General features: G+C 37.5%; 34 protein-coding genes and 1 pseudogene. 2 read left to right on the top strand and 33 right to left on the bottom strand.

What is annotated here, in order from left to right:
• From F823_RS0103320 to F823_RS0103330, 3 genes and pseudogenes are all read right to left on the bottom strand, one after another.
• Positions 1-225 (bottom strand): annotated as a pseudogene (locus tag F823_RS0103320) (IS481 family transposase); the annotation flags it as partial.
• A gap of 193 nt (positions 226-418) precedes the next feature.
• Positions 419-1582 carry an Mbeg1-like protein gene (locus F823_RS0103325; RefSeq protein ID WP_002844209.1) on the bottom strand — a complete coding sequence of 388 codons (1164 nt, stop codon included), beginning with the start codon at positions 1580-1582 and terminating at the stop codon, positions 419-421.
• 8 nt (positions 1583-1590) lie between these two features.
• Complete coding sequence (locus F823_RS0103330) at positions 1591-3642, bottom strand: cell wall-binding repeat-containing protein (RefSeq protein WP_002844176.1); 2052 nt, start codon at positions 3640-3642, stop codon at positions 1591-1593.
• Between the two features lie 312 nt (positions 3643-3954).
• Between F823_RS0103330 and F823_RS0103335 the strand changes: the two genes are divergently transcribed.
• Positions 3955-4698, top strand: coding sequence for a rhodanese-like domain-containing protein (locus F823_RS0103335; RefSeq protein WP_002844180.1), 744 nt, complete (start codon positions 3955-3957; stop codon positions 4696-4698).
• A gap of 95 nt (positions 4699-4793) precedes the next feature.
• Here F823_RS0103335 and F823_RS0103340 read toward each other — a convergent pair whose 3' ends face one another.
• From F823_RS0103340 to F823_RS0103385, 9 genes are all read right to left on the bottom strand, one after another.
• Positions 4794-5240, bottom strand: a complete 447-nt coding sequence (locus tag F823_RS0103340) for a GNAT family N-acetyltransferase (RefSeq protein WP_019595381.1) — start codon at positions 5238-5240, stop codon at positions 4794-4796.
• A gap of 44 nt (positions 5241-5284) precedes the next feature.
• Positions 5285-5554: a chorismate mutase gene (locus F823_RS0103345; protein ID WP_002846018.1), complete on the bottom strand. Its 270-nt coding sequence runs from the start codon at positions 5552-5554 to the stop codon at positions 5285-5287.
• Between the two features lie 18 nt (positions 5555-5572).
• A complete protein-coding gene (aroC, locus tag F823_RS0103350) occupies positions 5573-6664 on the bottom strand; it encodes a chorismate synthase (protein WP_002844229.1) in 1092 nt (363 codons plus the stop codon).
• Entirely contained in the window at positions 6645-8009 is a 1365-nt protein-coding gene (locus F823_RS0103355) for a 3-phosphoshikimate 1-carboxyvinyltransferase (RefSeq protein WP_019595382.1), read from the bottom strand. The genes aroC and F823_RS0103355 overlap by 20 nt, the downstream gene beginning before the upstream one ends.
• An 11-nt stretch (positions 8010-8020) precedes the next feature.
• On the bottom strand, positions 8021-9130 hold the full coding sequence (aroB, locus tag F823_RS0103360) for a 3-dehydroquinate synthase (RefSeq protein WP_019595383.1): 1110 nt from the start codon (positions 9128-9130) through the stop codon (positions 8021-8023).
• A gap of 73 nt (positions 9131-9203) precedes the next feature.
• Positions 9204-10013, bottom strand: coding sequence for an energy-coupling factor transporter transmembrane component T family protein (locus tag F823_RS0103365; protein WP_002846014.1), 810 nt, complete (start codon positions 10011-10013; stop codon positions 9204-9206).
• Positions 10006-10875: an energy-coupling factor transporter ATPase gene (locus F823_RS0103370; protein ID WP_002844179.1), complete on the bottom strand. Its 870-nt coding sequence runs from the start codon at positions 10873-10875 to the stop codon at positions 10006-10008. The genes F823_RS0103365 and F823_RS0103370 overlap by 8 nt, the downstream gene beginning before the upstream one ends.
• Entirely contained in the window at positions 10860-11699 is an 840-nt protein-coding gene (locus F823_RS0103375; RefSeq protein WP_002844188.1) for an energy-coupling factor transporter ATPase, read from the bottom strand. The genes F823_RS0103370 and F823_RS0103375 overlap by 16 nt, the downstream gene beginning before the upstream one ends.
• Before the next feature lie 326 nt (positions 11700-12025).
• Entirely contained in the window at positions 12026-12964 is a 939-nt protein-coding gene (locus F823_RS0103385) for a phosphoglycerate dehydrogenase (protein ID WP_002846012.1), read from the bottom strand.
• 139 nt (positions 12965-13103) lie between these two features.
• Between F823_RS0103385 and F823_RS0103390 the strand changes: the two genes are divergently transcribed.
• Entirely contained in the window at positions 13104-13766 is a 663-nt protein-coding gene (locus F823_RS0103390) for a YoaK family protein (RefSeq protein ID WP_002844173.1), read from the top strand.
• A 163-nt stretch (positions 13767-13929) separates the two neighbouring features.
• Here F823_RS0103390 and F823_RS0103395 read toward each other — a convergent pair whose 3' ends face one another.
• The 21 genes from F823_RS0103395 to rpsQ all read right to left on the bottom strand — a co-directional run bounded on the left by F823_RS0103395 (position 13930) and on the right by rpsQ (position 24013).
• The gene (locus F823_RS0103395) at positions 13930-14238 is read right to left on the bottom strand and encodes a hypothetical protein (RefSeq protein ID WP_002846011.1); all 309 of its coding nucleotides are present in this window, start codon (positions 14236-14238) and stop codon (positions 13930-13932) included.
• A gap of 397 nt (positions 14239-14635) precedes the next feature.
• On the bottom strand, positions 14636-14977 hold the full coding sequence (rplQ, locus tag F823_RS0103400; protein WP_002844243.1) for a 50S ribosomal protein L17: 342 nt from the start codon (positions 14975-14977) through the stop codon (positions 14636-14638).
• Between the two features lie 22 nt (positions 14978-14999).
• Positions 15000-15947, bottom strand: coding sequence for a DNA-directed RNA polymerase subunit alpha (locus F823_RS0103405; RefSeq protein WP_002844184.1), 948 nt, complete (start codon positions 15945-15947; stop codon positions 15000-15002).
• Positions 15948-16001: 54 nt separating this feature from the next.
• Positions 16002-16403 (bottom strand): 30S ribosomal protein S11, encoded by a 402-nt coding sequence (rpsK, locus tag F823_RS0103410; RefSeq protein ID WP_002844204.1) that lies wholly within the window; start codon positions 16401-16403, stop codon positions 16002-16004.
• Positions 16404-16434: 31 nt separating this feature from the next.
• Positions 16435-16806, bottom strand: a complete 372-nt coding sequence (gene rpsM, locus F823_RS0103415) for a 30S ribosomal protein S13 (protein ID WP_002844190.1) — start codon at positions 16804-16806, stop codon at positions 16435-16437.
• A gap of 54 nt (positions 16807-16860) precedes the next feature.
• Positions 16861-16974, bottom strand: a complete 114-nt coding sequence (gene rpmJ, locus F823_RS0103420; protein WP_002509257.1) for a 50S ribosomal protein L36 — start codon at positions 16972-16974, stop codon at positions 16861-16863.
• 30 nt (positions 16975-17004) lie between these two features.
• Positions 17005-17223, bottom strand: a complete 219-nt coding sequence (gene infA, locus F823_RS0103425; RefSeq protein WP_002844171.1) for a translation initiation factor IF-1 — start codon at positions 17221-17223, stop codon at positions 17005-17007.
• A 35-nt stretch (positions 17224-17258) separates the two neighbouring features.
• Positions 17259-17528, bottom strand: a complete 270-nt coding sequence (locus F823_RS0103430) for a KOW domain-containing RNA-binding protein (protein ID WP_002844222.1) — start codon at positions 17526-17528, stop codon at positions 17259-17261.
• Positions 17529-17698: 170 nt separating this feature from the next.
• Complete coding sequence (locus tag F823_RS0103435) at positions 17699-18340, bottom strand: adenylate kinase (RefSeq protein ID WP_002844174.1); 642 nt, start codon at positions 18338-18340, stop codon at positions 17699-17701.
• 17 nt (positions 18341-18357) lie between these two features.
• Positions 18358-19626 carry a preprotein translocase subunit SecY gene (gene secY / locus F823_RS0103440; protein WP_002844191.1) on the bottom strand — a complete coding sequence of 423 codons (1269 nt, stop codon included), beginning with the start codon at positions 19624-19626 and terminating at the stop codon, positions 18358-18360.
• Between the two features lie 31 nt (positions 19627-19657).
• Entirely contained in the window at positions 19658-20101 is a 444-nt protein-coding gene (gene rplO / locus F823_RS0103445; RefSeq protein WP_002844181.1) for a 50S ribosomal protein L15, read from the bottom strand.
• A 31-nt stretch (positions 20102-20132) separates the two neighbouring features.
• On the bottom strand, positions 20133-20318 hold the full coding sequence (rpmD, locus tag F823_RS0103450; RefSeq protein WP_002844211.1) for a 50S ribosomal protein L30: 186 nt from the start codon (positions 20316-20318) through the stop codon (positions 20133-20135).
• An 18-nt stretch (positions 20319-20336) separates the two neighbouring features.
• Positions 20337-20846, bottom strand: a complete 510-nt coding sequence (gene rpsE / locus F823_RS0103455) for a 30S ribosomal protein S5 (RefSeq protein WP_002844240.1) — start codon at positions 20844-20846, stop codon at positions 20337-20339.
• Between the two features lie 19 nt (positions 20847-20865).
• Positions 20866-21234, bottom strand: a complete 369-nt coding sequence (gene rplR, locus F823_RS0103460) for a 50S ribosomal protein L18 (RefSeq protein ID WP_002844194.1) — start codon at positions 21232-21234, stop codon at positions 20866-20868.
• Positions 21235-21258: 24 nt separating this feature from the next.
• Positions 21259-21801 (bottom strand): 50S ribosomal protein L6, encoded by a 543-nt coding sequence (gene rplF, locus F823_RS0103465; protein WP_002844197.1) that lies wholly within the window; start codon positions 21799-21801, stop codon positions 21259-21261.
• A 28-nt stretch (positions 21802-21829) separates the two neighbouring features.
• Positions 21830-22228, bottom strand: a complete 399-nt coding sequence (gene rpsH / locus F823_RS0103470) for a 30S ribosomal protein S8 (protein ID WP_002844225.1) — start codon at positions 22226-22228, stop codon at positions 21830-21832.
• Positions 22229-22258: 30 nt separating this feature from the next.
• The gene (locus F823_RS0103475) at positions 22259-22444 is read right to left on the bottom strand and encodes a type Z 30S ribosomal protein S14 (protein WP_002844233.1); all 186 of its coding nucleotides are present in this window, start codon (positions 22442-22444) and stop codon (positions 22259-22261) included.
• Between the two features lie 17 nt (positions 22445-22461).
• Positions 22462-23004: a 50S ribosomal protein L5 gene (gene rplE / locus F823_RS0103480; RefSeq protein ID WP_002844238.1), complete on the bottom strand. Its 543-nt coding sequence runs from the start codon at positions 23002-23004 to the stop codon at positions 22462-22464.
• A gap of 28 nt (positions 23005-23032) precedes the next feature.
• A complete protein-coding gene (rplX, locus tag F823_RS0103485; protein WP_026333326.1) occupies positions 23033-23338 on the bottom strand; it encodes a 50S ribosomal protein L24 in 306 nt (101 codons plus the stop codon).
• A gap of 25 nt (positions 23339-23363) precedes the next feature.
• The gene (rplN, locus tag F823_RS0103490; protein WP_002844210.1) at positions 23364-23732 is read right to left on the bottom strand and encodes a 50S ribosomal protein L14; all 369 of its coding nucleotides are present in this window, start codon (positions 23730-23732) and stop codon (positions 23364-23366) included.
• A gap of 23 nt (positions 23733-23755) precedes the next feature.
• The gene (gene rpsQ / locus F823_RS0103495; protein ID WP_002844202.1) at positions 23756-24013 is read right to left on the bottom strand and encodes a 30S ribosomal protein S17; all 258 of its coding nucleotides are present in this window, start codon (positions 24011-24013) and stop codon (positions 23756-23758) included.
• Positions 24014-24031 lie beyond the last annotated feature (18 nt).

A 24031-nucleotide genomic window follows, 5' to 3' on the forward strand; every position in this document is an offset into this window, starting at 1 on the left:
CTTTCTAATTAACTTCAATTCAGATTTTGTGTGAGCATTTGGACTGCGTAAAGGCCTTCTAGAGCCTAATGCTAAGCTCCTTACTGTGCCATCATACTTTTTTAGTTGTCTATACACAAACTGACGGTTAGTATGATATCGCCTTGCGGCTTTTGTAACTCCATATTTTTTAGCAAATTCACATAATTTTTGGCGGTAACGCATTTCTTCTGTTATAATAGACATGAGAGGACTCCTTTACTAAATGGTTTTGTTGATATTACTATTGTATCAGAGTTCCTCTCTTTTTTTATTCAATTGTGTAACATATGTTATAGCACATTACATTTTTGACCTATTTGATATTATTTATTTGTATTTTTTAACCACCTATAGCTTACTTTTTAAATTTATTTTTTTGTGGTTTTTTCAAATCCTTTTATAGTGAATTTTTTTCACTTTTGCTTTTTAAACTAGGCTCTTTCTGCTTGGCCTTCTTCAATTTTTTGTGGAGGTCTTTTTCTCTCTTGACCCTGGATGCACTCTCAAATAGCCTGTAGACAACTCCGTACATTATCTCCCTTTTTTCAGGATCTAGCCCCTTCATATTCCTTATAAAGTTCATAGTCAACCTCAGTTTGCTCTCAGATATGTCAGAGAGTTTCTTGGCATCTGTCGTCATAAGTATGATATTGTACATTTCGTTGACAAAGAGAGCTTTTTCCATATCGTTCAAGGTAGATAACCAACACCTTATGGTATCGTCTAGAAATTGGGCTTGTTCACCACACTCTTCTTCTACAAATTCATTGCCCATGACCTCCCAATTTTGAGCATCATGTTGGATAAAGCCAGTTGAGCCTAGGGCGTTCACCCTCTTGGTTTCCTCTTCATTGTCCATCAAGATACCTACTATAGAGTCCTTTGGTATTATCTTCTTGACCTTGACCGATGTATCCTTGTAGGCCTTTGTCTCTACAAAAGCCTTGGAAAAACCAGGCCCGTCATTATTAAATATCCTTATGACCCTATCTCTTTTGTCCTCTTTTAAGCCACATACAGAGTATACGGCAAAGTTTCCTCCCTTTGAATGGCCACCTACATATACATCGCTGCCCTTGTACTTGTCCATTAGATAGTCTAGGTATTTGACAGCCTCTAGTTGGCCTTGAACATGTTGGGAATAACTCATATTAAAATCTTCCTTAAATCCTACAAAACTATTATCCGTTCCCCTAAAGGCTACAAATATACCCGTATGTCCAAGTATAAAGCACATAGCGGAAAACTGGGTCTGGTTTTTTTCGTCTAGCATATCACAGTAGTCAGACACCCATACATCCTTGAACCTATTAGTTGTGGACATCTTTTCTAAAATATCCTCTATGCCCTTTATAAACTTGCTATGGTAGTAGGAGCTCTTGGTCTTATCCATATATCTACTGTACATATTAACTAGGTCTTTTATTTTTGCACTTCCAGATACCACACTAAAATCAAGGTAAGCCAATAGTGAAAATATAGCATTGTCGACTTCATTTAAGGGATCCTGGTCAAAGGTCAAGTCCCCCCTCCAATTTAGATAATTCTTTATTGTATTCATGTCCTCACCTACCTAATCCAGTCCACAGCAGTCCTCATATTATCCAAATAAGTTCTTCCACCCTCGGCTCCTATTGTCACAGGTGTTATCTTGCCTGAGTATACCCTGATGTATCTTCCATTTTCATAGTGGCCTGCATACTGGTGAACCATCTGGTGTTTACCACTTTTATCCTTGCCTATATACAGCATAACATGGCCCTTCATATAAAGAGCAGTTCCCGGCTTCATACCATCCAACTTGGCTAGCTTTAAAGCCCCCCTCATAGACATCTTATGACCAAAATTCACAGCTTCCTGGTCTTTTGAATCTCTTGGAATCATGACTCCCATAGACTTAAATACATCTTGGACTAGGGATGAACAGTCATGAGCATTCTTACTTCCACCCCAACCGTAGACCTCATTTTGGAACTTGAGAGCCTGCTTTACTATATTGGCCCTTGTAAGAGGAAGGTAACCCCTGTTCATAGACCCGGAATCAAAGTTTATCTTTCTAGTTGTAAGCTTACCATTGGCCATTCTTACAGGCAATAGGACCATATTTTTTTCCATAGGCATCCTATTCCCCATATCTATCCTTGTAGTACCATTTAAGTACTGTCTATTCTTTATTATTGAAAAAGGCATTGCTTCATAGGTCCTTATGTCCTCTTTGCTGGTTATGGCAAAAGAATCAACTGGCAACCATCCATATGAATTGTATGACTTAACATATGCCCACTGTCTATTAGGAGAATAGGACTCAATATATATGGTCTCCCATGGGTTAAGGGCTGTATTGGCAGTAGAGTCAAATGAAACATTACCCGGATAACCTGGTTTTAGTCTTGCTATTTCCCTTCTAGTCATCACTCCATAAGTCTTATTGGCAACAGATAGGGGATCTCTTAAAAGACCTGTTTTTTTAAGATTTTCTCTGTTCCATGCCCTTATCTTCTCACTTGTCATCAATATGTCATTAGAATACTTGTTGGCTTCATTCCAATAGTCAAAGCTTGCCCTATCTTTTGTACCTGTACTTGGTCTAGGCTTTTGAATTGGTCCTTCTGATGGTTTTTCTATTGGTAGGACTATATCTGTATTTCCCAACATCTGGTCAACCTGAAGATCAATTCCACCACTGATCTTAACTACCCTATCCAAACTTTCTCCTATCAAGCCCTTGGTACTTGCCTCTACATTCAAATTAGGATTTAAGAGTATTACAGGTGCAGACTCTCTAGCAGCAAGTCCTCCAATAGCAACTGAATCTATAAGTTCAGATGGATTATTTTTTCCGTCCTTGGCAATATATGCTTTTGTGAAACCTTCTGGATAAAATTCCTTTATTAGGTTTACATTTGTCCTGGTCCTATTTGATCCAGATATAAGAATCGGACTCTTAAAGTAAGATGACAAGCTAGACGCCACTCCACCTACTATATAGACCTTTGCCCTATCTAAACCATTGGCTATACTTTGGTTTAGGTTTTCTGTCTTAGATGCCATCAAGAGTGGATAGCCAAGCCTTGCTGCAATTGCACCAGCCCCAGCAGCATCAGCTAGTCCCTTGTAGCCATCAACTACCATTAGACCATCTATAGACATATTCTTTTCATCGTATACTTCCTTTATCTTATCCGCTATCTTATAGGAAGTATCGTTCCTGTTTATTCCTGCTATTCTATCAACCTTATATCCCTTGGCCTCTAAACTTAGGGCAAGAGACCTTGAAAGAGACCCCTCTCCTCCTATAAGGGTGATACTTTCTGGCTTTAACCTATCTATCTCAGCCATACTTTCACTGCCTATCCCATCCCTAGCGCTCAAAAGAACAGGAGCATCCTTAATCCTAGCTAATGGACCTACAGCTAGAGCATCTGCAACTGAATCCGAATTTACTATTATGACATCCTTACTTGTGTCCTGCCATCCATATCTAGATATGCCAATAGCTGTTCCATACCTATTCTTACCAGACAAACTCTCAATTTCTACCTTATTTTTTGCAAATGTAGATAGACAACTTGAAGACACCATAACTCCTGCTAGAAATAAACCTACGCATTTTCTCCTCATTTTTACACCTTCTTTCCTAATTAATGAGTTTAATTTTGATTGATTTATTTTATTGTTAATCGTTTTGATAATAAATACCTTATCTTTAGTACATTATACTTCATATAAGCAAATCATTCAATCTATAAGGCCAATAAGGCTTATATTACATATTCTAATCTATATATATTTTTTATTGTTACTTGTTGTCATATTTTATTTTTCTATTTATATAAATTTTTCTAATAACCTTTACAAATTTAATAGAAAATACTATATAATAGTATGCAATAATGTTAAATATTTTATATATAACTTTTTAGGAGGATTAACATGAAATTAAAAAAATCTAAGTATTTACTAGCTGCTCTACTAATGGCTACATCAATCGGAGCAACTGCATGTTCACAGAAGCAGGAAGCTAAGCCAGAAGCTAAGCAGGAAGAAACTAAGCCAGCTGAAGTACAGGCTATGAAGGGTGAAGACCTTGCAAAGATTGAAGCTGACAAGAAGCAGAAGGAAAACTACCTAGTAGTTGACGTTCGTGCAGCTGAAGAATACAAGGCTGGACACATCAAATTTGCTATAAACATGCCTATAGACTCATTTGAAAAAGACTACAAGAAGATAGAATCTTTCAAGGACAAAGATGTAGTACTATACTGCAACTCTGGAAAGAAGAGTGGTAAGGCTGCTGAAATCCTAGTAAATAATGGATTCACTAAGGTTTACAATGCAGATGGAGTTAAGCAGTTCAAGTATGACCTAGTAACTTTCACAAACCTTATGGGTGCTGATTTTGAAAAGGATATAGCTGACGGTAAGGCTGGTCTAGTAATAGATGCTAGAGATGAAAAAGACTTCAAGGATAAGACTTTCAAGGATGCTGTAAATATAGGTCCTGACTCTTTCGAAGCTAACAAGGATAAATTACCTAAGGATAAGAACACAGCTATATATGTATTCTGCTACTCAGGAAACAAGTCAGCTACAGTTGCTGGTGAGTTAACTAAGTTAGGTTACACTAATGTATTCAATGCTTTAGATGGTAGCAAGGAATATGCATTCAAGTTCTAATTAGGACACCATAAACTTAATATTAGATAGACTAAGAGGGGTGGATTTTCGCCCCTCTATTTTTATTGGTAAATATAAAAGAGCCTAGCTTTAAGCTAGACCCTATCATAAATCATCTGCATATATTCTAATTCTTCAAATCCGCCTGCCTTATACAACTTGATGGCCCTCTTATTATTTCTGGCAACCTCTAACCTAAACCTTTTGGCTTCTGGGAATTTGTCCTTTATCCTCCTGAAATACTCCTTGGCTATACCCTTGCTCCTGTATTCCTCTTGGATAAATAAATCTTCCAACTGGATAGTAATACCTGCAACCTCTGATGCATAGTATCTAGTCATAACACCAAAGCCAACCAAGTTGTCGTCGTAATACACCTCATATCCTCTTATAGTATAGTCTCCTGTCAATATATCCTCCAACAACCTCTTAATAATATCCAAGTCTATTGGATGGTCAACCGCATCAGACCTATAAAATTCAACCATCATACTATAGAGTCTGTCATAATTTTCTTTTGAGAACTCCTTAAATCCAATCATACATACCTCCTCCGTAATCACATTGTAAATCATATAAAATTATATTAATCTTGACCTAGGCACTCCTTTTGAAGATCTTTTGATAGATTCATTATCTTTCTTATCAAGGCCTCTGCATAGTCTACATATTCCACCTTAGACACCGAGGACCTCCACTTATCTACAACTGCCTCTTCCCTATCAGGATGGAATATCTCAAGTCCATTGTCTCTTTTATAAGAGGCAACTTTCTTAGATATATCAAGCCTAGCCTCAAATAATTCAAGCATTTTTCTATCTATATCGTCAATTTCTCTCCTGTATTCTTCTAGCATAGTACCTCCTGCATATATCTATATACTATTATCATACATCAAGGAGTCCAATATGGCAATGGCAAGTCCCGCCTCCAAGACTGGTCTTACCCTGGCTATAATTATTGGATCATGCCTTCCCTTAACTTCTATACAGGTCTCTTTTCCCTTCCTAAAATCCACTGTATTTTGTAGCTTACCTATAGATGGGGTCGGTTTAAGAGCTACAGACAAGCTAAGAGGCATACCATTGGATATTCCCCCATTTATACCACCGTTATGGTTTGTCCTAGTCCTAATATTTCCATCTTCATTTATGTAAAATTCATCATTAGCCTGAGACCCATACATACTAGCAAGGTCAAAACCTGATCCAAATTCAAGTCCCTTTACAGCTGGTATTGAAAACATCATAGAAGATATACTTGACTCTAGACTGTCAAAAAACGGGTCTCCAATCCCAGCCTCAAGACCAGTCAAGCCCAGCTCTATTATACCTCCTAAAGAATCTTGGTTTTTCCTAGCATCAACTACCATATCATGGGCTTTATCTTCAAGCCTATCATCCAAAAATCCTAGCCTCTTAGACTCCAGTTGCTTAAATACTTCCCTAGTCATGTCATCTAGGCAAAACCTCCTATCTTTCAAGTCCTTTATTGACCTGACATGGCTGCCTATATATATGCCCCTGTCCTCTAAAATCTTCCTAGCTATAGATCCGGCAAACACTAGACCTGCTGTAATCCTACCAGAAAAGTGACCTCCACCCCTATAATCATTATAACCCTTGTATTTAACAAAGGCTGAATAATCTGCATGGCCTGGTCTTGCTAGGTCCTTGATGTTTGAATAGTCCCTGGATTTTTTATCTTGGTTCTCAATTATCATATAGAGTGGGGCACCAGTGGCCATTCCTTCAAATACACCGCTGATTATATTGGGTCTATCTGGCTCTTTTCTTGCTGTACTCATCAAGTCTTGGCCCGGAGACCTCCTCTTCATCTGGTCCATTATATAGTCCACATCTATCGGAGTTCCTGCTGGTATCCCGTCTATACCAACTCCTATATGGCTACCGTGAGATTCCCCAAATATAGATACCTTAAACTTTCTACCCCAAGTCGAACTCATATACTTCACCTCCAAGCTTTTTATAGTCATCCCAAAAATTTGGATATGACTTGGACACCACATGGGCATCTTTTATCACAAGGTCTTTGTCGGACACAGTAGCTGCAATCGCAAGTGTCATAGCTATCCTATGATCCTTAAAAGAATCCACCAAATAGTAGTCATCACCAGTAGATTGGTCCTTGTTGCCCCTATCCAGATTCCCATTTATAAGTAGGCTTGTTTCCTCTTTTTCACCTATTATTTCAATGTCCTTTCCCAGTATCCTCAACTGGCTACTAGTAGCTTGAAGCCTGTCCGATTCCTTTATCCTAAGCCTTTCTACTCCACTTATCTTGCTAGGATATTTATAGTTTGTAGCCAGTAAGGACATTATAGGTACAATATCCGGTATATTGGTCGCATCTATACCTATGGCTAAATCACTAGCTATACACCTGTCTCCACCCTCATTGCAATAATACTTGTCATATCTGTCTATGATATCTACTATCTCCTTGTCTAGCTGGAGACTGCCTGGATCTAGTCCCTTGATTTGGACCTTGTTACCCAGAGCATTGGCCACAAGGAAGAAGGCCGCCTGTGAGTAGTCACCCTCTACGCTTGCCTTTACTGGCTTGTAGCTTTGATTGCCCTTTATTTTAAAGGTCTTGTAGTCAATATTTTCTACCTCTATTCCGTACTTATAAAGGGCATCAAGGGTCATATCGACATAGCCCCTTGACTCTAGCCTGTTTTTTATAACTATCTCAGTATCAAAGTCCATAAGAGGTAGGCTAAACAAGAGACCCGATATAAACTGTGAGCTAATTCCCCCATCAATTTCATATGAGGACTGGCTAAAGCCCTTCATGCCCCTTATATATAGGCTGGTCCCATCTATATTATAGTCTATGCCTTCTCTATCAAGTATATCAAAGTAAGGTTCAAGAGGTCTTTGAAGTAGTCTTCCCCTTGTATCCAACCTGTAATTTACAAGTCCATACCTCTTGGCAAAAACGGACAAAATAGGAATAATAAACCTAAGAGTAGAACCTGATTCTCCACAATCTATAGTCAGGTAATCATCTGCTAGTCCATCATTTCTTGACCCATCTATGCCGGATACTTTCAACCTATACCTTCCACCTTCCAGTAAGTCTTTTTCTATTTCTAAGCCCAAGGACCTCATAGCACCTATGGTAGCTAAAATATCATCTGACATGGCTATATTTTCAATATTTGTATCATGGTCACAAGATAAGGTTGCTAGACTGGCACATATTATCATCCTGTGGGCCATGCTCTTTGAAGGTGGTATATTTATACTCCCACAAAGTTTCTTGGGTCTTATTCTGATATCCAAATTGCCACCTCCTATATAAATTCTATTCCCTTACAACTTACCAAGGCCTTTTTTATAGAAACACTGCCGATTTCTTCTACAAGAATCAAGTTTAAATAACCATCCAAGACCTTCTTGTCCTTGCCTATAAAGTCGACTAACTTGCCTATTGCTACTGGTGACTTGGCTTTTAGACCGTACTTGATCAGTATCTCCTCCAGCCTTTTTACTAGTCCTATATCAACCATAGCTTGAGAATATGCCAGGCTCGTAACTTCATACATACCTATAGCAACTGCCTCTCCATGGTTGTAGGTCTTATAGTCATAGTAGGACTCTAAACCGTGTCCTATTGTATGCCCAAAATTAAGGACCATACGACCACCCCTATCAAACTCGTCTTCTTCTACTATGAATTTCTTTATAGAGCAAGACCTGTATACAATCTCATCCATCTTATCAAAAATAGCCTGGTCCATATGGTCATTTCCTATTTTTTCAAGACTTTCAAACAAGTCCCCATCGCTTATCATACCATACTTTATGACCTCTGCCATGCCCGACCTAAACTCCCTAACAGGTAGGGTCTTGAGCACATTAGTATCTATCAAGACTATACTAGGATGGTAAAAAGCACCCACTAGGTTCTTGCCTGAGTCAATGTCTACTGCAGTCTTGCCACCTACACTGGAGTCTACCTGGGCTAGGAGGCTAGTAGGAACTTGAATATAGTCTATGCCTCTTAGGTAGGTTGCCGCTACAAAACCAGCAAGATCTCCAACAACTCCACCACCTAAGGCTATTATTATATCAGATCGTGTGATCCCCTTTTTAGATAGGTCATCATAAATACCAGAAAGATTTGATATATGTTTTGAAGCCTCACCCGCTTGTATAACTCTCTTGTAGATCTCATAGCCAGATTCTTTTAGGCTATACTCTAGCACCTGTGAATAGCTATATTCACTTGTAGCAAGTCCTTGTCTATCTATATTAGTATCTGTTAGTATATATATCTTACTCAATGACCTAGTCTTTAGATAGGCTATGAGATGTTCTCCTATTCCATCCCTCGATGTAGCACATCCTTTTTCTATTATTATATCATAGTCGCCTGATGACGCTCTTAAGTTAAGTCTCATAATATCACCTCGATATTTGTATTTTAAAATAAGGAGTGCAGCCAATATCTCCGTCACTCCTTATCTTTGTATTTTATATAAGTTCTATCCACCTACTAGCAATTGTAAAGGCCACAAAGGCAAACATTATAAAATTCGCTATGTAGTCTTGCCTAGTAAGTATGGACTGCTTCATCTTAGTCCTATTTTCTCCTCCCCTGTAGCACCTAGCCTCCATGGCCATAGCGAGTTCATCAGCCCTCCTAAAGGCACTGACAAATAGGGGTATTAGTAGTGGTACCATATTCTTGGCACGGTTGATGATATTGCTAGATTCAAAGTCTGCCCCCCTAGACATCTGGGCCTTCATTATCTTGTCGGTCTCGTCTAGAAGTGTAGGTATAAACCTAAGGGCTATAGTCATCATCATAGCCAGTTCATGGGCTGGAAAACCAATCTTTTTAAGTGGTCCACAGGCGTTTTCTATACCATCAGTCAGCTCTATTGGAGATGTCGTAAGTGTTAAAAGAGACGTAGCGACAACCAACAATGTCAACCTAATGGCCATAAATATAGCTGTATGTAGACCCTTATCACTTACCTTCAAAAATCCAAACTGCCAAAGTATATGGTCTCCTTGAACAAAGAAGATATTTATTACAAATGTGAACAGGATAATCCACCTAAGCGGCTTTAATCCCTTCATAATATATGAAACTGGTATTGTTGATAGCTTGGTAATAAACAGCAAGAATAAGAACAATACTGAATATGGCCAAAACTGGTTTATAGTAAATATCGCCACCATCAAAAGTAGGGTAGCCAGTAATTTTGTCCTAGCGTCTAGCCTGTGTATAACAGACTTGGAAGGGTAGAACTGGCCTATAGTAATATCTTTAAGCATTATTTCTATCCTCCTTGATACATCTTAATATTTCTTTTTCTATCTCATCTACAGTTATGACATCATCACTAATTTCAAAGCCATTTTCTCTAAGCTTCTTAGCCAACTGAAGTACTTGTGGAACATCTAGACCCATAGACTTTAGCTGGTCTGCATGGTCCCTAAATATCTCTCTTGGACTTCCCATAAGCTCTAGCCTACCCCTGTTCATAACCATAAGGGTATTGACTAGTTTGGCCATATCATCCATGCTATGAGAAGATAGGATTACCGTCATATCGTTGTTTTCATATAGGTCCTTGATCAGCTTAAATATCTCATCCCTTCCACCAGGATCAAGTCCAGCAGTAGGTTCATCCAGTATCAAGACATCGGGCTTCATAGCTATCACTCCTGCTATAGCAACCCTTCTCTTTTGCCCACCTGATAACTCGAATGGAGACTTTTGAGCATAGTCATCATAGGAAAGACCTACATCTTCCATGGCCTTTTTAACCCTTTGGCTTATCTCTGCCTCATCAAGACCTAGATTGGTAGGACCAAAGGCTATATCCTTTTCAACAGTTTCCTCAAATAGCTGGTATTCAGCATACTGAAATACTATACCAACTCTCTTTCTTATATCTGTCAAGTTCTGATTTTTCTTGGTAATCTCGTAGTCATTGATAAATATTGACCCTGAGCTAGGCTTCATAAGTCCATTTAAGTGTAAAATCAAGGTAGACTTACCTGATCCCGTATGGCCTATAAGACCTACAAAGTCCTTGTCCTTGATCTCAAAAGAAACATTGTCAAGGGCCTTGTGGGCAAATGGCATACCCTCATCGTATATATATGTTAAGTTTTCTATTTTAATCGACATAGTTCACCCACCATTTCATCAACAGTTAGAACGTCAGATTTAATATCTATACCCTGGCCAACCAACCTCTTGGCTAGGTCAGTCATATAAGGTACATCAAGCCCTATGCTTTTTAACTCATCAACATGAGAAAACACCTCTTTTGGACTTCCCTCTAGTATCTTTCTTCCCTTCTCCATTACTATCACCCTATCAGCCTCAACAGCCTCCTCCATAAAGTGAGTGATATGTAATACTGTTATATTGTATTCTTTATTTAACTTTTTAATTGTAGACATGACTTCTTTTCTACCTGATGGGTCAAGCATGGCTGTTGCCTCATCAAATATTATACACTCAGGTCTCATAGCGATTATACCCGCTATAGCTACCCTCTGCTTTTGTCCACCTGATAATAGGTGGGGCTGTCTTTCCCTGTATTCGTACATATCTACACTCTTTAATGCTTCATCTACTCTTTTTCTTATCTCACTTGATTCAATTCCTAGGTTCTCACATCCAAATGCAACGTCTTCTTCAACAATAGTAGCAACTATCTGGTTGTCTGGATTCTGAAATACCATTCCAGCTGTCTGTCTTATATCCCATAATCTATCATCATCCCTAGTATTCATGCCACCTACCAAAACATCCCCCTTAGTCGGAACTAAAATAGCATTTAGATTTTTTGATAGAGTTGACTTTCCAGAACCGTTATGCCCTATTATGGCAACAAATTCACCCTTGGTAATATCTAGGTTAAAATCGTCGATCGCACGATGGATATCCTCATCACTGGTATATTCGAATGTTAAGTTCTTTACTTCGACTATTTTATCGGTCATCCATTTCCTCCGTATTAATTGTTTAATATATTGTATAAGTCCTATTATACCCATAGACAATATTTATAAGTAGTCTCTTGTATTCTAGGATTATTTTTTATAATCTACTCTTCATTATACCATATCTAGACCCTTTATTGACTAAATATTCCTTTATATGAGCCTTTAAAATCTATATTATTCCTAAAAATAATCTCAAAATAATTAAGAGAGACCACTAGGCATACACCTAAGCGGTCTCTCTCAAAACTTACATCATAGTTTGTCTTTCCGTTTATCTTTGGATACTTGTATATCGAGTCCATTATTGAAAACTCCCTGATCTCCTAGTATCCTCTGTTTATATCCTTGACCCAAGTCTTTGGTCTACCAGTCTCTATAAATGATTTTAAGTTTTCGTATACTATGTCTCCCAACCTCTCTATATTATTTTCAGACACCCAGCTATTGTGGGGGCTAACTATAATATTATCTAAATCCCAAAGAGGGCTGTCTGCTGGTAGTGGCTCACAATCTGCAACGTCTATTACAATCCCCCTAAACTTAGGTCCATACTTGACCAAGTCCTGGTGGTTGACTAGGTTACCCCTGCCTATATTAAGGAAAGTAGTCCCTTCCTTCATCAGCTCAAATTTTGAACCATCTATTAGGCCACTCGTCTTTTCTGTAGCTGGCATCAGGCCTACAATTACATCACACTCTTTGAAAAACTCATCAGATTCTCCAAGGGAAAAAGTCCTATCAAAGCCCTCAACAGACCTACCGTTTGTATTGACTCCCCATATCTCGACATCAAAGGCCCTGAGTCTCTTGGCTGTTTGGTAGGAAATATTTCCTGTCCCCAAAAATCCTACTCTTTTTCCAGCTAGTTCTATCCAGTTAGAATCCATCTTCCATAATCTCTTGTCCTGCTTGTCAAACATAGTCCTAGTATTCTTAAAGACCTCTAGTATATACATAATTATTGATTCAGCCATGGGTACTGAGTATCCTGTAGTATTACAAGAAAGATAGCATCCCCTATCCACTACAAAATCCTTGGGTACCTGGTCTATCCCCCTACTAGTAGTGTGAATATATTTTAAGTTTGTCCACCTGTCCATATCTACCTTGGAAAATCCCTGGTAGGTAAACCAAACATCTGCATCATAATAATCATCTCTAGACTTTAAATCCTTTTCAAGTATCAACTCCACATCATAACCCAAGTCTCTTATCATATCAATCTTTTTTTGACCTAAATCCCTATTTAATATAACTTTCATAGCAACCTCCAAATGCAATATATTTACATATTAAAATATCACTACCCTTATTTTACCAAAAATAGAATAATTTGCCTATTGGATTAACTATGACATATATTTGTGGTAAAATTATATACAGAAGAATAGGGGTGAAATTATGACTGACAAAAGACAGATGTCTGAATCCGTCCGTGTGGGTATGTTTCTGACCCTTGCTGGAGGCTTTATGGATGCCTACTCCTATATCTGTAGGGGAAAGGTCTTTGCCAATGCTCAGACCGGCAATATAGTCCTCCTGGGTCAAAATCTTGCTGAAGGAAACATCCACAGGGCACTTAACTATATACTTCCAATATTTACATTCGCACTTGGCGTATATCTGTGTCAGAGGATTCAAATAAAGTACAAATACACAAAGAAAATACACTGGAGACAAATAATACTAGCTATTGAAATACTCTTTATTATAGCTATAGGGTTTTTGTCCAAAAACTATGATAGTCCTGCAAATATGCTAATATCATTTGTATGTGGTATGCAGGTTATAGCCTTCAACAAATTTCATGGTAATTCCTATGCTACTACTATGTGTACTGGCAACCTAAGAAGTGCTACAACCCTCCTATGCAAGTATCACACAAGTGGAGACAGTGATCTCTTGATAAGAAGTCGTTACTATTTTTTAATCATATTGGTATTTTCACTTGGCGCAGGATTTGGAGCACTTATCTCAAGACATATGGGACTTCACTCTATATGGCTAGTGGCTCTACTCCTAAGTGTTGGACTTGTCATGATGTTTAAGGAAAATATAGGTTAAATAGGTACTTGCATATTCTGTACAGTATTCTATGCAGTAAATTTCTAAAAAATTTCTATAAAGAAAAAGATGGAGCAAACAGCTATAACTGATTGCTCCATTCTTAATGAGATTATATGTTTTATGTATTAATAACCTATTAGCTAAGATCTTTTAAATAAACCTATTCAACAGGGCTTGGTGTTTCTGGATCAACTATTTCAGCAGTTGGTGATGCTGGACTAACTGGAGAAGCAACTGGCTTTGATGATGCTGCAGGTGATACAGGAGACTGTACTACATCTCTTGATGCTGCAGGTGATACTGGTGATTCACCAGGTGAGTTTGGCACTACAGGATTAGTAGATTCAGCTGGCATAACGATAGCATTATTGGTCGCTACGTATGCCTGCGACACTGGTAAAACATTCGCCGCACATATACCCATAACCATAAAACCAACAATAACTAAGACCATCTTACTCTTCATCATAATACCTCCTCAATGTTTTTTAATAAGCAATAACTTTCAAATATTTAAAAGTATAATTCCTTTGCTCACATAGATTATACAACGAATAATATAAAATATCTAGGGGTTTTTACTAAATATTTTTTTATTTTTTAAATGTGAAATTACTCTTGCATAAAGTGGTCTTAGCCCTTGTTTTTCAGTGGTTTCAGCCCTGTTTATTGAATCTATTTATTCATTCGTTAAAGTTTATTTTATAGCCAATATAATCACGATTACTTTAAAATATTCAATTTATAAAACTATAGCTTTTTATAGATATTTTCTATATATTGCCATATCACCTATATATAGAAATAAAAAACCGTAGCTCCCCTATATGTAGGTTGCTACGGTAATTTTATCTATTGAATATATATTATACTAATTCGATGAATGCCATTTCAGCACAGTCGCCTCTTCTTGGTCCCATCTTTATTATTCTAGTATATCCACCATTTCTTTCAGCATACTTTGGTGCTATGTTTTCAAATAGGTCAGTCACTACTGTTTCATCAAGGATGTAAGCAAGTGCCTGTCTTCTAGCGTGAAGATCTCCTCTCTTTGCAAGAGTTATCATCTTTTCAGCCATTCTTCTAGTTTCTTTAGCTCTAGTAACTGTAGTTTCTATTCTACCTTCTCTTAGTAAAGATGTTACAAGGTTTCTTAACATTAAGTTTCTATGAGCTGTTTCACGTCCTAATTTACGGTAAATTGCCATCTATTTCCCTCCTTTACAAGAATTATTCTTCGCTAGGCTTTAATCTTAGTTCAAGTTCTTCAAGCTTGTGTATTACTTCTTCAAGAGACTTCTTACCAAGGTTTCTAACCTTCATCATATCGTCTTCAGACTTGTTAGATAGCTCTTCAACTGTGTTGATACCAGCTCTCTTTAGACAGTTATATGATCTAACAGACAAGTCTAATTCTTCTATTGTCATTTCAAGGACTTTTTCTTTCTTGTCCTCTTCTTTTTCTACCATTATTTCTACATTGCCTACGTGCTCAGTTAGGTCAATGAATAACTTCAAGTGTTCATCTAATACTTTAGCAGCTAAAGATATACCTTCCTGAGGATTGATACTTCCATTTGTTAAAACTTCAAGTGTTAGTTTATCAAAGTCTGATCTTTGACCAACTCTAGTATTTTCAACATGATAGCTTACCTTTTCAACTGGAGTATAGATTGAATCAACAGGTAATACTCCTATTGGCATACTTTCCTTTTTATTTTCTTCAGCTGAAATATATCCTCTTCCTTTATTTACATAGATTTCCATGTTTAGCTTTGCACCTTCGTCAAGTGTTGCTATGTGTAAGTCTTTGCTCACTATGTTTACTTCAGGAGGACATATTATGTCTGATCCCTTGACTTCACAAGGACCAATCGCCTGAATTCTTAATACTTTAGGTTCTTCATCGTCTATTGTAGCTGATAATTCTTTTAGAGAAAGTATTATTTCTGTTACATCTTCCTTAACACCAGGAACAGTTGAGAACTCATGAAGTACTCCATCTATTCTTATAGCGTATACTGCTACACCTGGTAGAGAAGAAAGGAGGATTCTTCTAAGTGCATTACCTACTGTAATACCGAAACCTCTCTCTAAAGGTTCAACAACAAATTTTCCAAATCTATAATCTTCGCTTAATTCGACAATATCAACTTTTGGCTTTTCTATTTCTATCATGGATAAACCCTCCTATACATATATTGGTCCACTGAGGGTGAAATACCTCAAACACTACACTCTTCTTCTCTTTGGTGGTCTACAACCATTGTGTGGTATTGGAGTGACATCCTTTATCATTGTAACTTCAAGACCAGTAGCCTGAAGAGCTCTTATTGCAGCTTCTCTTCCTGAACCAGGTCCCTTTACAAATACTTCAACAGTCTTTAGACCGTGTTCCATTGCTGCCTTAGCTGCTGTTTCAGCTGCCATCTGTGAAGCAAATGGAGTAGCCTTTCTTGATCCCTTAAATCCTAACTGTCCTGAAGATGCCCAAGATATTGCATTACCATGTACATCTGTCAATGTTACTATTGTATTGTTAAAAGTAGACTGTATATGTGCATGTCCACGTTCTATATTCTTACGTTCTCTTCTTCTAACACGCTGAACGACTTTCTTATTGCCTTTTGCCATAATATTTCCCTCCTTTTACTGTAATCTATATTTACTTCTTCTTCTTACGAGATACAGTCTTTCTAGGACCTTTTCTTGTTCTTGCGTTTGTCTTAGTTTTCTGACCTCTTAGAGGTAAGCCCTTAGCATGTCTCATACCTCTGTAGCACTTTATATCTCTTAGTCTCTTTATGTTTAGTGATATTTCTCTTCTTAAATCACCTTCAACTAGATAATCTTCATCTATTATCTTTCTAAGTACGTTTACTTCATCATCAGAAAGATCTTTAATTCTAGCATCTTTGCTTATACCAGCCTTAGCTAATATTTCATTTGAAGTAGCTCTACCTATACCATATATATATGTTAAGCCTATTTCAGCTCTTTTTTCTCTAGGTAAGTCTACACCAGCTATTCTTGCCATATTCGCACCTCCTACGTTTACTTAGTATATCTAATATCTATATACCGTAACTGCTTAACCCTGCTTCTGCTTATGCTTTGGGTTTTCGCATATTACCATTACTTTACCTTTTCTCTTTATAACCTTGCACTTTTCGCATATTGGTTTTACAGATGGTCTAACCTTCATTATTTATCCCTCCTCAGACTAATAAATAGTCTACTTCTTACGCCAAGTTATTCTTCCTCTCGTAAGATCATAAGGGGAAAGCTCTATATTCACCTTATCGCCTTCGAGAATCCTTATGAAGTTCATTCTTAGCTTTCCAGAAATATGGCACAATACTTCGTGACCATTTTCTAATTTAACTTTAAACATTGCATTAGGTAGAGTTTCTGAAACTGTACCTTCTAGTTCTATTACATCTTTTTTGGCCATTAATTAACCAAACCTCCATTTCACAAGTTAAGTATCTACTTTAACTCATACAACTTTGCCCTTAAATAAGAATCTGTTATTTTATCGTTTTTAAGCAATGATTGCCTAACTTCCTCATCAATAAAGTTGCTTATATTCAAATGCTTTATCTTTTTTAGTTTTGGTTTGTCCAGCTTCCTGCTCTTACCGTTTACGATCAAGACGTATTTTTCATCCACAATCTTGGATATGAAAAATGCCTGTCCCTGGTCTCTTCCGCAAGAAGCTATGACTAACTGACCTACATTTAAATCACTTGATAGCATAACACACCTCCCGTTCGGTTTGTGAAGCCATCATAATGCTCCTCTTTTTATTACCGTAAAAGTGATTACTTCCACGGTAAACCAATTGTCTTCAAACAGGGCCCGATTCAAATCCCACATCCTTTTGCAATTGGTGGTAAATACAAATCTTAAAGAGCCTTCGGTTTTAACTAAGCCAATGCAGCTTTAATATCTTCAAAAACCTTATTTATGTCCTGAGCACCATCTATATCAGCTATTATGCCCTTTTCAGTATAGTAGCTAACAAGTGGTTTTGTTTCAGATAAATAAACATTTATTCTATTAGAAACTGTTTCTTCGTTGTCATCCGGTCTCTGAGTAAGAGCGTTTGAACAAACATCACAAACACCTTCCTGCTTACTTGGATTGAATTTAACATGGAATGTAGCTCCACATGTCTTACAAATTCTTCTTCCACAAGCTCTCTCAACTAGTAGTTTAGGATCAACTTCAATGTTTACCACTTTATCTAAGCCTATGCCGTTTTCAGATAGATATTTGTCTAGGTATTCTGCCTGAAAAATATTTCTAGGGAAACCATCCAACATAAATCCGTCCTTACAATCTTCTTCTGAAAGCCTTGATGCTACCAAACCGCATGTTAGCTCGTCTGGAACTAGCTGTCCATTGTTGATGTATTCCTGAGCCTTCTTACCAAGCTCTGTTCCTTCTTTAATGTTCTTTCTAAAAATATCTCCTGTTGATATGTGTGGTATCTTGTAGCTGTCTACTATGTTGGCAGCCTGTGTACCCTTACCTGCACCAGGAGGTCCAAGTAAAATTATTCTCATATTTATCATCTCCAAAATTATTTTAAGAAACCTTGATAATTTTTCATTACAAGATTTGATTCTAACTGTCTCTTTAACTCAAGTGCAACACCAACAACGATTAGTAGTGATGTACCACCAAGGTTCATAGGTATCTGCATATAGTGAGTTATTAGGGCTGGAACCATGGCCATGATGCCTAGGAAGGCAGCTCCCACGATAGTTAGCTTTGAAAGTATGCCATTTAAATACGTTTCAGTTGGATTACCCGGTCTTATTCCCGGTATAAATCCACCACTATTTTTCATATTCTTTGCTATGTCTTCAGTATTGAATGATATTGTATTATAAAAGTATGAGAACAGTACTATAAGCACTATTTCTATAGATCTATATGTCCAAAATCCTCTATCTGTTGACATATTGAATAGATTATTTACAATAGCCTGCATCTTAGGTCCACCAAGAAGAGCTACAGTCTGTGGAAGCGCAAGTATTGAACTCGCGAATATGATAGGCATAACACCTGACTGGTTAACCTTCATAGGTATATGAGATGAATCTCCACCGTACATTTTTCTTCCGACAACCCTCTTTGCATACTGTACTGGAATCTTTCTAGTAGACTCATTGATGAATGTAACACCCGTTATTGTAATCAATATAACCACAACAAGAACTGCTATCGCTGGCCACTTTATGATTCCCTGTGAAGTCTTCTGTGATATTGCTATTATATCTATTGGTGTCCTTGATATGATACCAACAAATATTAAAACAGAACTTCCGTTTCCAAGTCCCTTTTCAGTAATCCTATCTCCAAGCCACATTACCATCATACTGGCAGCTACCAATGTAATGATAACAGTGAATATAAAGAATGGACTGTTTACCTTTAGGGCTCTTCTAACAATACCTAATGTTATACCTATTGCCTGTATAACTGCAAGACCTAACGCTGTAAATCTAGTGTATTTATTTATTTTCTTTTTACCTTCTTCACCAGACTTCTGTAGTTCTTTCAAACTCTCGAAACCTGCTGTAAGAAGCTGAATAATGATTGATGCTGTGATGTAAGGACCAATACCTAGAGCAAATATAGTAAAGTTACTGAATGCTCCTCCAGAAAACATGTTGTATAACCCTAGTAATGAGTTATTAGCAACCATGTTTTTGATTATAGATGTATCTATACCAGGTACTGGAATTGTTGTACCCATCCTAAACACTATAATCATCAAGAAAGTAAATACTAGTTTCTTTCTTATATCTTTTATCTGTAATGCCTGCTTAAATTTGTTTAACATAATCCAATCACCTCCACATCATTAGAAATGATTAAACTTCTTCTACTGTTCCACCAGCAGCTGTAATCTTTTCCTTAGCTGATGCAGTAAACTTTGCAGCCTTAACTGTAAGAGCCTTATCTATAGCACCATTACCTAAAATCTTAAGTCCGTCCTTTTCAATCTTAGCTATTGTCTTATTCTGCTTTAAGAATTCTGCTGTGATTTCTGTTCCAGCTTCAAACTTGTTAAGAGTTTCAACGTTGACTTCTGTGTATTCTTTCTTGAATATGTTAGTGAAACCTCTCTTAGGCAGTCTTCTTGCAAGTGGCATCTGTCCACCTTCGAATCCTACTCTAACTCCTCCGCCTGATCTTGACCACTGGCCCTTCTGTCCACGACCAGATGTCTTACCCTGACCAGTCGCAGTACCTCTACCTAGTCTTCTCTTCGCTTTAACAGCTCCCTTGGCAGGTTTTAACTCATGTAACTTCATTATGTCGCACCTCCTTCTCTTTCTATTTCTATTATTCTGCTATCTCAGTTACTTCAACAAGGTGACTAACCTTGTTTATCATTCCTCTTATCTGAGCGTTATCTTCCTTTACTACTACTGATTCTCTCTTCTTTAATCCAAGAGCTTCAACGTTCTTTCTCTGATTAGGAGTAGTTCCTATAACGCTTCTAACTAACTTTATCTGTATCTTAGACATTGTGAAACCTCCTATTTATTATCCAAGCAGTTCTTCTACTTTTTTACCTCTTAATCTTGCAATTGATTCTGCAGTCTTAAGACTCTTTAGTCCTGCTATTGTTGCGTTTACCATGTTTCTTGGGTTGTTTGAACCAGTTGACTTAGCTCTAACGTCCATTACTCCAGCAAGTTCTAGTACGGCTCTGACTGGACCACCAGCTAGGACTCCTGTACCTTCCTTAGCAGGCATTATAAGGATGTTACCTGCACCAAAGTGACCAACAACTTCGTGTGGTACTGTAGTTCCAACTCTTGGTACTACTATTAGGTTCTTCTTTGCATCTTCAACAGCCTTCTTTATAGCATCTGGAACTTCCATTGCTTTTCCTGATCCGATACCAACGTGTCCGTTTGAATCTCCAACTACAACTAGTGCTGCAAATCTGAAGTTTCTACCACCTTTTACAACCTTAGTAACACGTCTAACTTCTATTACTCTCTCTTCTAAATCGAATTGAGTTGCATCTATAGGTTTACTATGTAGCATATTCTTCCTCCTTTATTAATTAGAACTTAAGACCAGCTTCTCTTGCGCCTTCAGCTAGCTCTAAAACTCTACCGTGATAAATGTATCCACCTCTGTCGAATACAACTTCTGTTATACCCTTTTCAGCGGCTTTCTTTGCTACTAATTCTCCAACTTTTCTAGCAGCTTCTTTATTTCCTGTGTATGATACTGCACCCTTGATTGCTTCATCTAGTGAAGAAGCAGATACAAGTGTAACTCTGTTAGCATCATCTATTATCTGAGCGTATATATTCTTTGAACTTCTGAATACACAAAGTCTTGGTCTTTCAGCTGTTCCTGTTACTTTCTTTCTTACTCTCTTATGTCTAGCAACTCTGTTTGCGTTCTTATCGATTTTCTTGAACAAAGTACTCACTCCTTTCGTTAATTATTACTTCTTACCAGTTTTACCTTCCTTACGGATGATAACTTCATCAGCATACTTAAGACCCTTGCCCTTGTATGGCTCTGGCTTTCTCCATGCTCTAATCTTAGAAGCGTAATTTCCAACCTTCTGCTTGTCTATACCCTTTACGATTATTTCAAACTGGTTTGGTACTTCAACAGTTATACCTTCTGGATCTTCCATTTCTACTGGATGTGAGAAACCTAAGTTCATAACAAGTGTCTTACCCTGCTTTGCAGCTCTATATCCAACACCCTTTACTTCTAGCTTCTTTTCGTATCCTTCAGACACACCTATTACCATGTTGTTTATAAGTGTTCTTGTAAGACCGTGAAGACTCTTATGCTTCTTGTTATCAGTAGGTCTTTCAACTACTACTGTATTTTCTTCCTTCTTTATAGCCATATCCTGACTGAATGTATTTGTTAATGTTCCCTTCGGACCCTTTACAGTTACTACGTTTCCTTCACCTATAGTTACTTCAACGCCTGCAGGTATCACGATTGGCTTTAAACCTATTCTTGACATTATTACACCTCCTTACTCTACGAAATAATTACCAAACGTAGCAGATTACTTCTCCACCTACGTTATTTTCTCTTGCCTGCTTGTCAGTTAATATACCGTTTGATGTAGATATCATTGCAATACCTAGTCCGTTCAATACCTTTGGTACATCAGCTGCTGATGCATATATTCTCATTCCCGGCTTAGAGATTCTCTTTAATCCTGAGATTACTCTTTCACCTTCCTGTGCATACTTAAGCTGTATTCTTATTATTCCCTGCTTACCATCTTCGATTACGTCATAACCTCTAATGAATCCTTCTTCAAGAAGTATTCTAGCTATTTCTTTCTTTATATTAGAAGCCGGAACATCAACAGTTTCATGCTTTACAGTGTTAGCATTTCTAACTCTTGTCAGCATATCTGCGATTGGATCTGTCATTGTCATAATAAAACCTCCTTCCGATTTATCTTAATCTTACCAACTTGACTTTCTTACACCAGGTATTTCACCCTTGTATGCTAGTTCTCTAAAGCATATACGGCAAATTCCGAAATCCTTTAGTACTGAATGTGGTCTACCACATATTGTGCATCTTGTGTATTCTCTTGTCTTATATTTCTGCTTTTTCTGCTGCTTTACTATCATCGCTTTTCTAGCCACGTGAATTCCTCCTTTACCTACTTAGAAAATGGCATTCCTAATAACTTTATTAGTTCACGAGCTTCTTCGTCAGTCTTAGCTGTTGTTACGAAGATTATGTCCATACCTCTAACCTTATCAACCTGATCGTAAACTATTTCTGGGAATATAAGCTGTTCCTTAACTCCTAGTGCATAGTTACCTCTTCCGTCGAATGAATTAGGGTTAACACCTCTGAAGTCTCTAACTCTTGGTAGAGATACTGAAACTAATTTATCCATGAAATAGAACATCTTGTCACCTCTTAGTGTAACTTTTGCTCCTATTGGCATACCTTCTCTTAACTTAAAGTTTGCTACTGATTTTCTTGCCCTTGTTGTTACTGGTTTCTGACCAGCTATCTTTTCTAGCTCTTCGATAGCTTTTTCTAGGGCCTTAGCGTTATCCTTAGAATCGCCAGCTCCCATGTTTATTACTATCTTATCAAGCTTAGGTATTTCCATTATATTCTTATATCCGAATTTCTCCATTAGTGCTGGAGCAACTTCTTTATTGTATCTTTCCTGTAATCTTGAAGCCATTACATGTCCTCCTTTCGTCTAGTTATTTCTATAATTCTTTACCGCTCTTAGCAGATACTCTAACTTTCTTTCCGTCTTTAACTTCGTATCTAACTCTAACGCCAACTCCTGCTTCTGCATCAAATGGCATAACATTTGATATATGTATAGGAGCTTCCTTTGTTGTTATTCCACCCTGCTGGTTTGTAGCAGATGGCTTGTTGTGCTTAGTTACAACGTTTATTCCTTCAACTAGAACCTTATCGTTCTTAGCATCTACGCTTAGTACTAGACCCTTCTTACCTTTGTCCTTACCTGCTATAACTACTACAGTGTCGCCTTTCTTTACACGCATCATTTGTCTATTGCACCTCCTCTAATTATAGTACTTCTGGAGCAAGTGATACGATCTTCATGAAGTCTGCATCTCTTAACTCTCTCGCAACAGGTCCAAATATACGAGTACCTACTGGTGTCTTATCGTCCTTTATAATAACTGCAGCATTTTCATCAAATGAAATATAGCTACCATCGTTACGTCTCATACCCTGCTTGCTTCTAACTACAACAGCTTTTACTACTTTACCTTTTTTTACAACTCCGCCTGGTGTTGCACTTTTAACTGTTGCAACTATTACATCACCTACGTTAGCGTACTTTCTCTTACTTCCGCCAAGAACACGTATGCATAATAGTTCTCTAGCACCTGAATTATCAGCTACTTTTAAACGTGATTCCTGCTGTATCATCGCAATTCCTCCTTCTTGTAAAACTATTTTACCTTTTCAACTACTTCAACAAGTCTGAATCTCTTGTCTTTTGATAAAGGTCTAGTTTCCATTATTCTTACTCTATCTCCAATGTTGCACACATTCATTTCATCATGAGCCTTGTACTTCTTTGTTCTCTTTACACGCTTATTGTAAAGTGGGTGTCTAACGAAGTCTTCACAAGCAACAACTATTGTCTTGTCCATCTTATCGCTAACAACACGGCCAACTCTAACTTTTCTTCTGTTTCTTTCTTCCATGTCTATAAAGCCTCCTTT

Source organism: Peptostreptococcus anaerobius VPI 4330 = DSM 2949 (assembly GCF_000381525.1).
GTDB lineage: Bacteria > Bacillota > Clostridia > Peptostreptococcales > Peptostreptococcaceae > Peptostreptococcus > Peptostreptococcus anaerobius.

Excerpts from the sequence above, each read along its gene's own strand:
- F823_RS0103325 (WP_002844209.1), bottom strand. The coding sequence starts at position 1,582 with ATGAATACAATAAAGAATTATCTAAATTGGAGGGGGGACTTGACCTTT.
- F823_RS0103330 (WP_002844176.1), bottom strand. The coding sequence starts at position 3,642 with ATGAGGAGAAAATGCGTAGGTTTATTTCTAGCAGGAGTTATGGTGTCT.
- F823_RS0103335 (WP_002844180.1), top strand. The coding sequence starts at position 3,955 with ATGAAATTAAAAAAATCTAAGTATTTACTAGCTGCTCTACTAATGGCT.
- F823_RS0103340 (WP_019595381.1), bottom strand. The coding sequence starts at position 5,240 with ATGATTGGATTTAAGGAGTTCTCAAAAGAAAATTATGACAGACTCTAT.
- F823_RS0103345 (WP_002846018.1), bottom strand. The coding sequence starts at position 5,554 with ATGCTAGAAGAATACAGGAGAGAAATTGACGATATAGATAGAAAAATG.
- aroC (WP_002844229.1), bottom strand. The coding sequence starts at position 6,664 with ATGAGTTCGACTTGGGGTAGAAAGTTTAAGGTATCTATATTTGGGGAA.
- aroB (WP_019595383.1), bottom strand. The coding sequence starts at position 9,130 with ATGAGACTTAACTTAAGAGCGTCATCAGGCGACTATGATATAATAATA.
- F823_RS0103365 (WP_002846014.1), bottom strand. The coding sequence starts at position 10,013 with ATGCTTAAAGATATTACTATAGGCCAGTTCTACCCTTCCAAGTCTGTT.
- F823_RS0103370 (WP_002844179.1), bottom strand. The coding sequence starts at position 10,875 with ATGTCGATTAAAATAGAAAACTTAACATATATATACGATGAGGGTATG.
- F823_RS0103375 (WP_002844188.1), bottom strand. The coding sequence starts at position 11,699 with ATGACCGATAAAATAGTCGAAGTAAAGAACTTAACATTCGAATATACC.
- F823_RS0103385 (WP_002846012.1), bottom strand. The coding sequence starts at position 12,964 with ATGAAAGTTATATTAAATAGGGATTTAGGTCAAAAAAAGATTGATATG.
- F823_RS0103390 (WP_002844173.1), top strand. The coding sequence starts at position 13,104 with ATGACTGACAAAAGACAGATGTCTGAATCCGTCCGTGTGGGTATGTTT.
- F823_RS0103395 (WP_002846011.1), bottom strand. The coding sequence starts at position 14,238 with ATGATGAAGAGTAAGATGGTCTTAGTTATTGTTGGTTTTATGGTTATG.
- rplQ (WP_002844243.1), bottom strand. The coding sequence starts at position 14,977 with ATGGCAATTTACCGTAAATTAGGACGTGAAACAGCTCATAGAAACTTA.
- F823_RS0103405 (WP_002844184.1), bottom strand. The coding sequence starts at position 15,947 with ATGATAGAAATAGAAAAGCCAAAAGTTGATATTGTCGAATTAAGCGAA.
- rpsK (WP_002844204.1), bottom strand. The coding sequence starts at position 16,403 with ATGGCAAAAGGCAATAAGAAAGTCGTTCAGCGTGTTAGAAGAAGAGAA.
- rpsM (WP_002844190.1), bottom strand. The coding sequence starts at position 16,806 with ATGGCAAGAATAGCTGGTGTAGACTTACCTAGAGAAAAAAGAGCTGAA.
- rpmJ (WP_002509257.1), bottom strand. The coding sequence starts at position 16,974 with ATGAAGGTTAGACCATCTGTAAAACCAATATGCGAAAAGTGCAAGGTT.
- infA (WP_002844171.1), bottom strand. The coding sequence starts at position 17,223 with ATGGCCAAAAAAGATGTAATAGAACTAGAAGGTACAGTTTCAGAAACT.
- F823_RS0103430 (WP_002844222.1), bottom strand. The coding sequence starts at position 17,528 with ATGCTATCAAGTGATTTAAATGTAGGTCAGTTAGTCATAGCTTCTTGC.
- F823_RS0103435 (WP_002844174.1), bottom strand. The coding sequence starts at position 18,340 with ATGAGAATAATTTTACTTGGACCTCCTGGTGCAGGTAAGGGTACACAG.
- secY (WP_002844191.1), bottom strand. The coding sequence starts at position 19,626 with ATGTTAAACAAATTTAAGCAGGCATTACAGATAAAAGATATAAGAAAG.
- rplO (WP_002844181.1), bottom strand. The coding sequence starts at position 20,101 with ATGAAGTTACATGAGTTAAAACCTGCCAAGGGAGCTGTTAAAGCGAAG.
- rpmD (WP_002844211.1), bottom strand. The coding sequence starts at position 20,318 with ATGTCTAAGATACAGATAAAGTTAGTTAGAAGCGTTATAGGAACTACT.
- rpsE (WP_002844240.1), bottom strand. The coding sequence starts at position 20,846 with ATGCTACATAGTAAACCTATAGATGCAACTCAATTCGATTTAGAAGAG.
- rplF (WP_002844197.1), bottom strand. The coding sequence starts at position 21,801 with ATGTCAAGAATAGGTTTAAAGCCAATCGTGATACCTGCAGGCGTTGAA.
- rpsH (WP_002844225.1), bottom strand. The coding sequence starts at position 22,228 with ATGACAATGACAGATCCAATCGCAGATATGCTGACAAGAGTTAGAAAT.
- rplE (WP_002844238.1), bottom strand. The coding sequence starts at position 23,004 with ATGGCTTCAAGATTACAGGAAAGATACAATAAAGAAGTTGCTCCAGCA.
- rplX (WP_026333326.1), bottom strand. The coding sequence starts at position 23,338 with ATGCGTGTAAAGAAAGGCGACACTGTAGTAGTTATAGCAGGTAAGGAC.
- rplN (WP_002844210.1), bottom strand. The coding sequence starts at position 23,732 with ATGATACAGCAGGAATCACGTTTAAAAGTAGCTGATAATTCAGGTGCT.
- rpsQ (WP_002844202.1), bottom strand. The coding sequence starts at position 24,013 with ATGGAAGAAAGAAACAGAAGAAAAGTTAGAGTTGGCCGTGTTGTTAGC.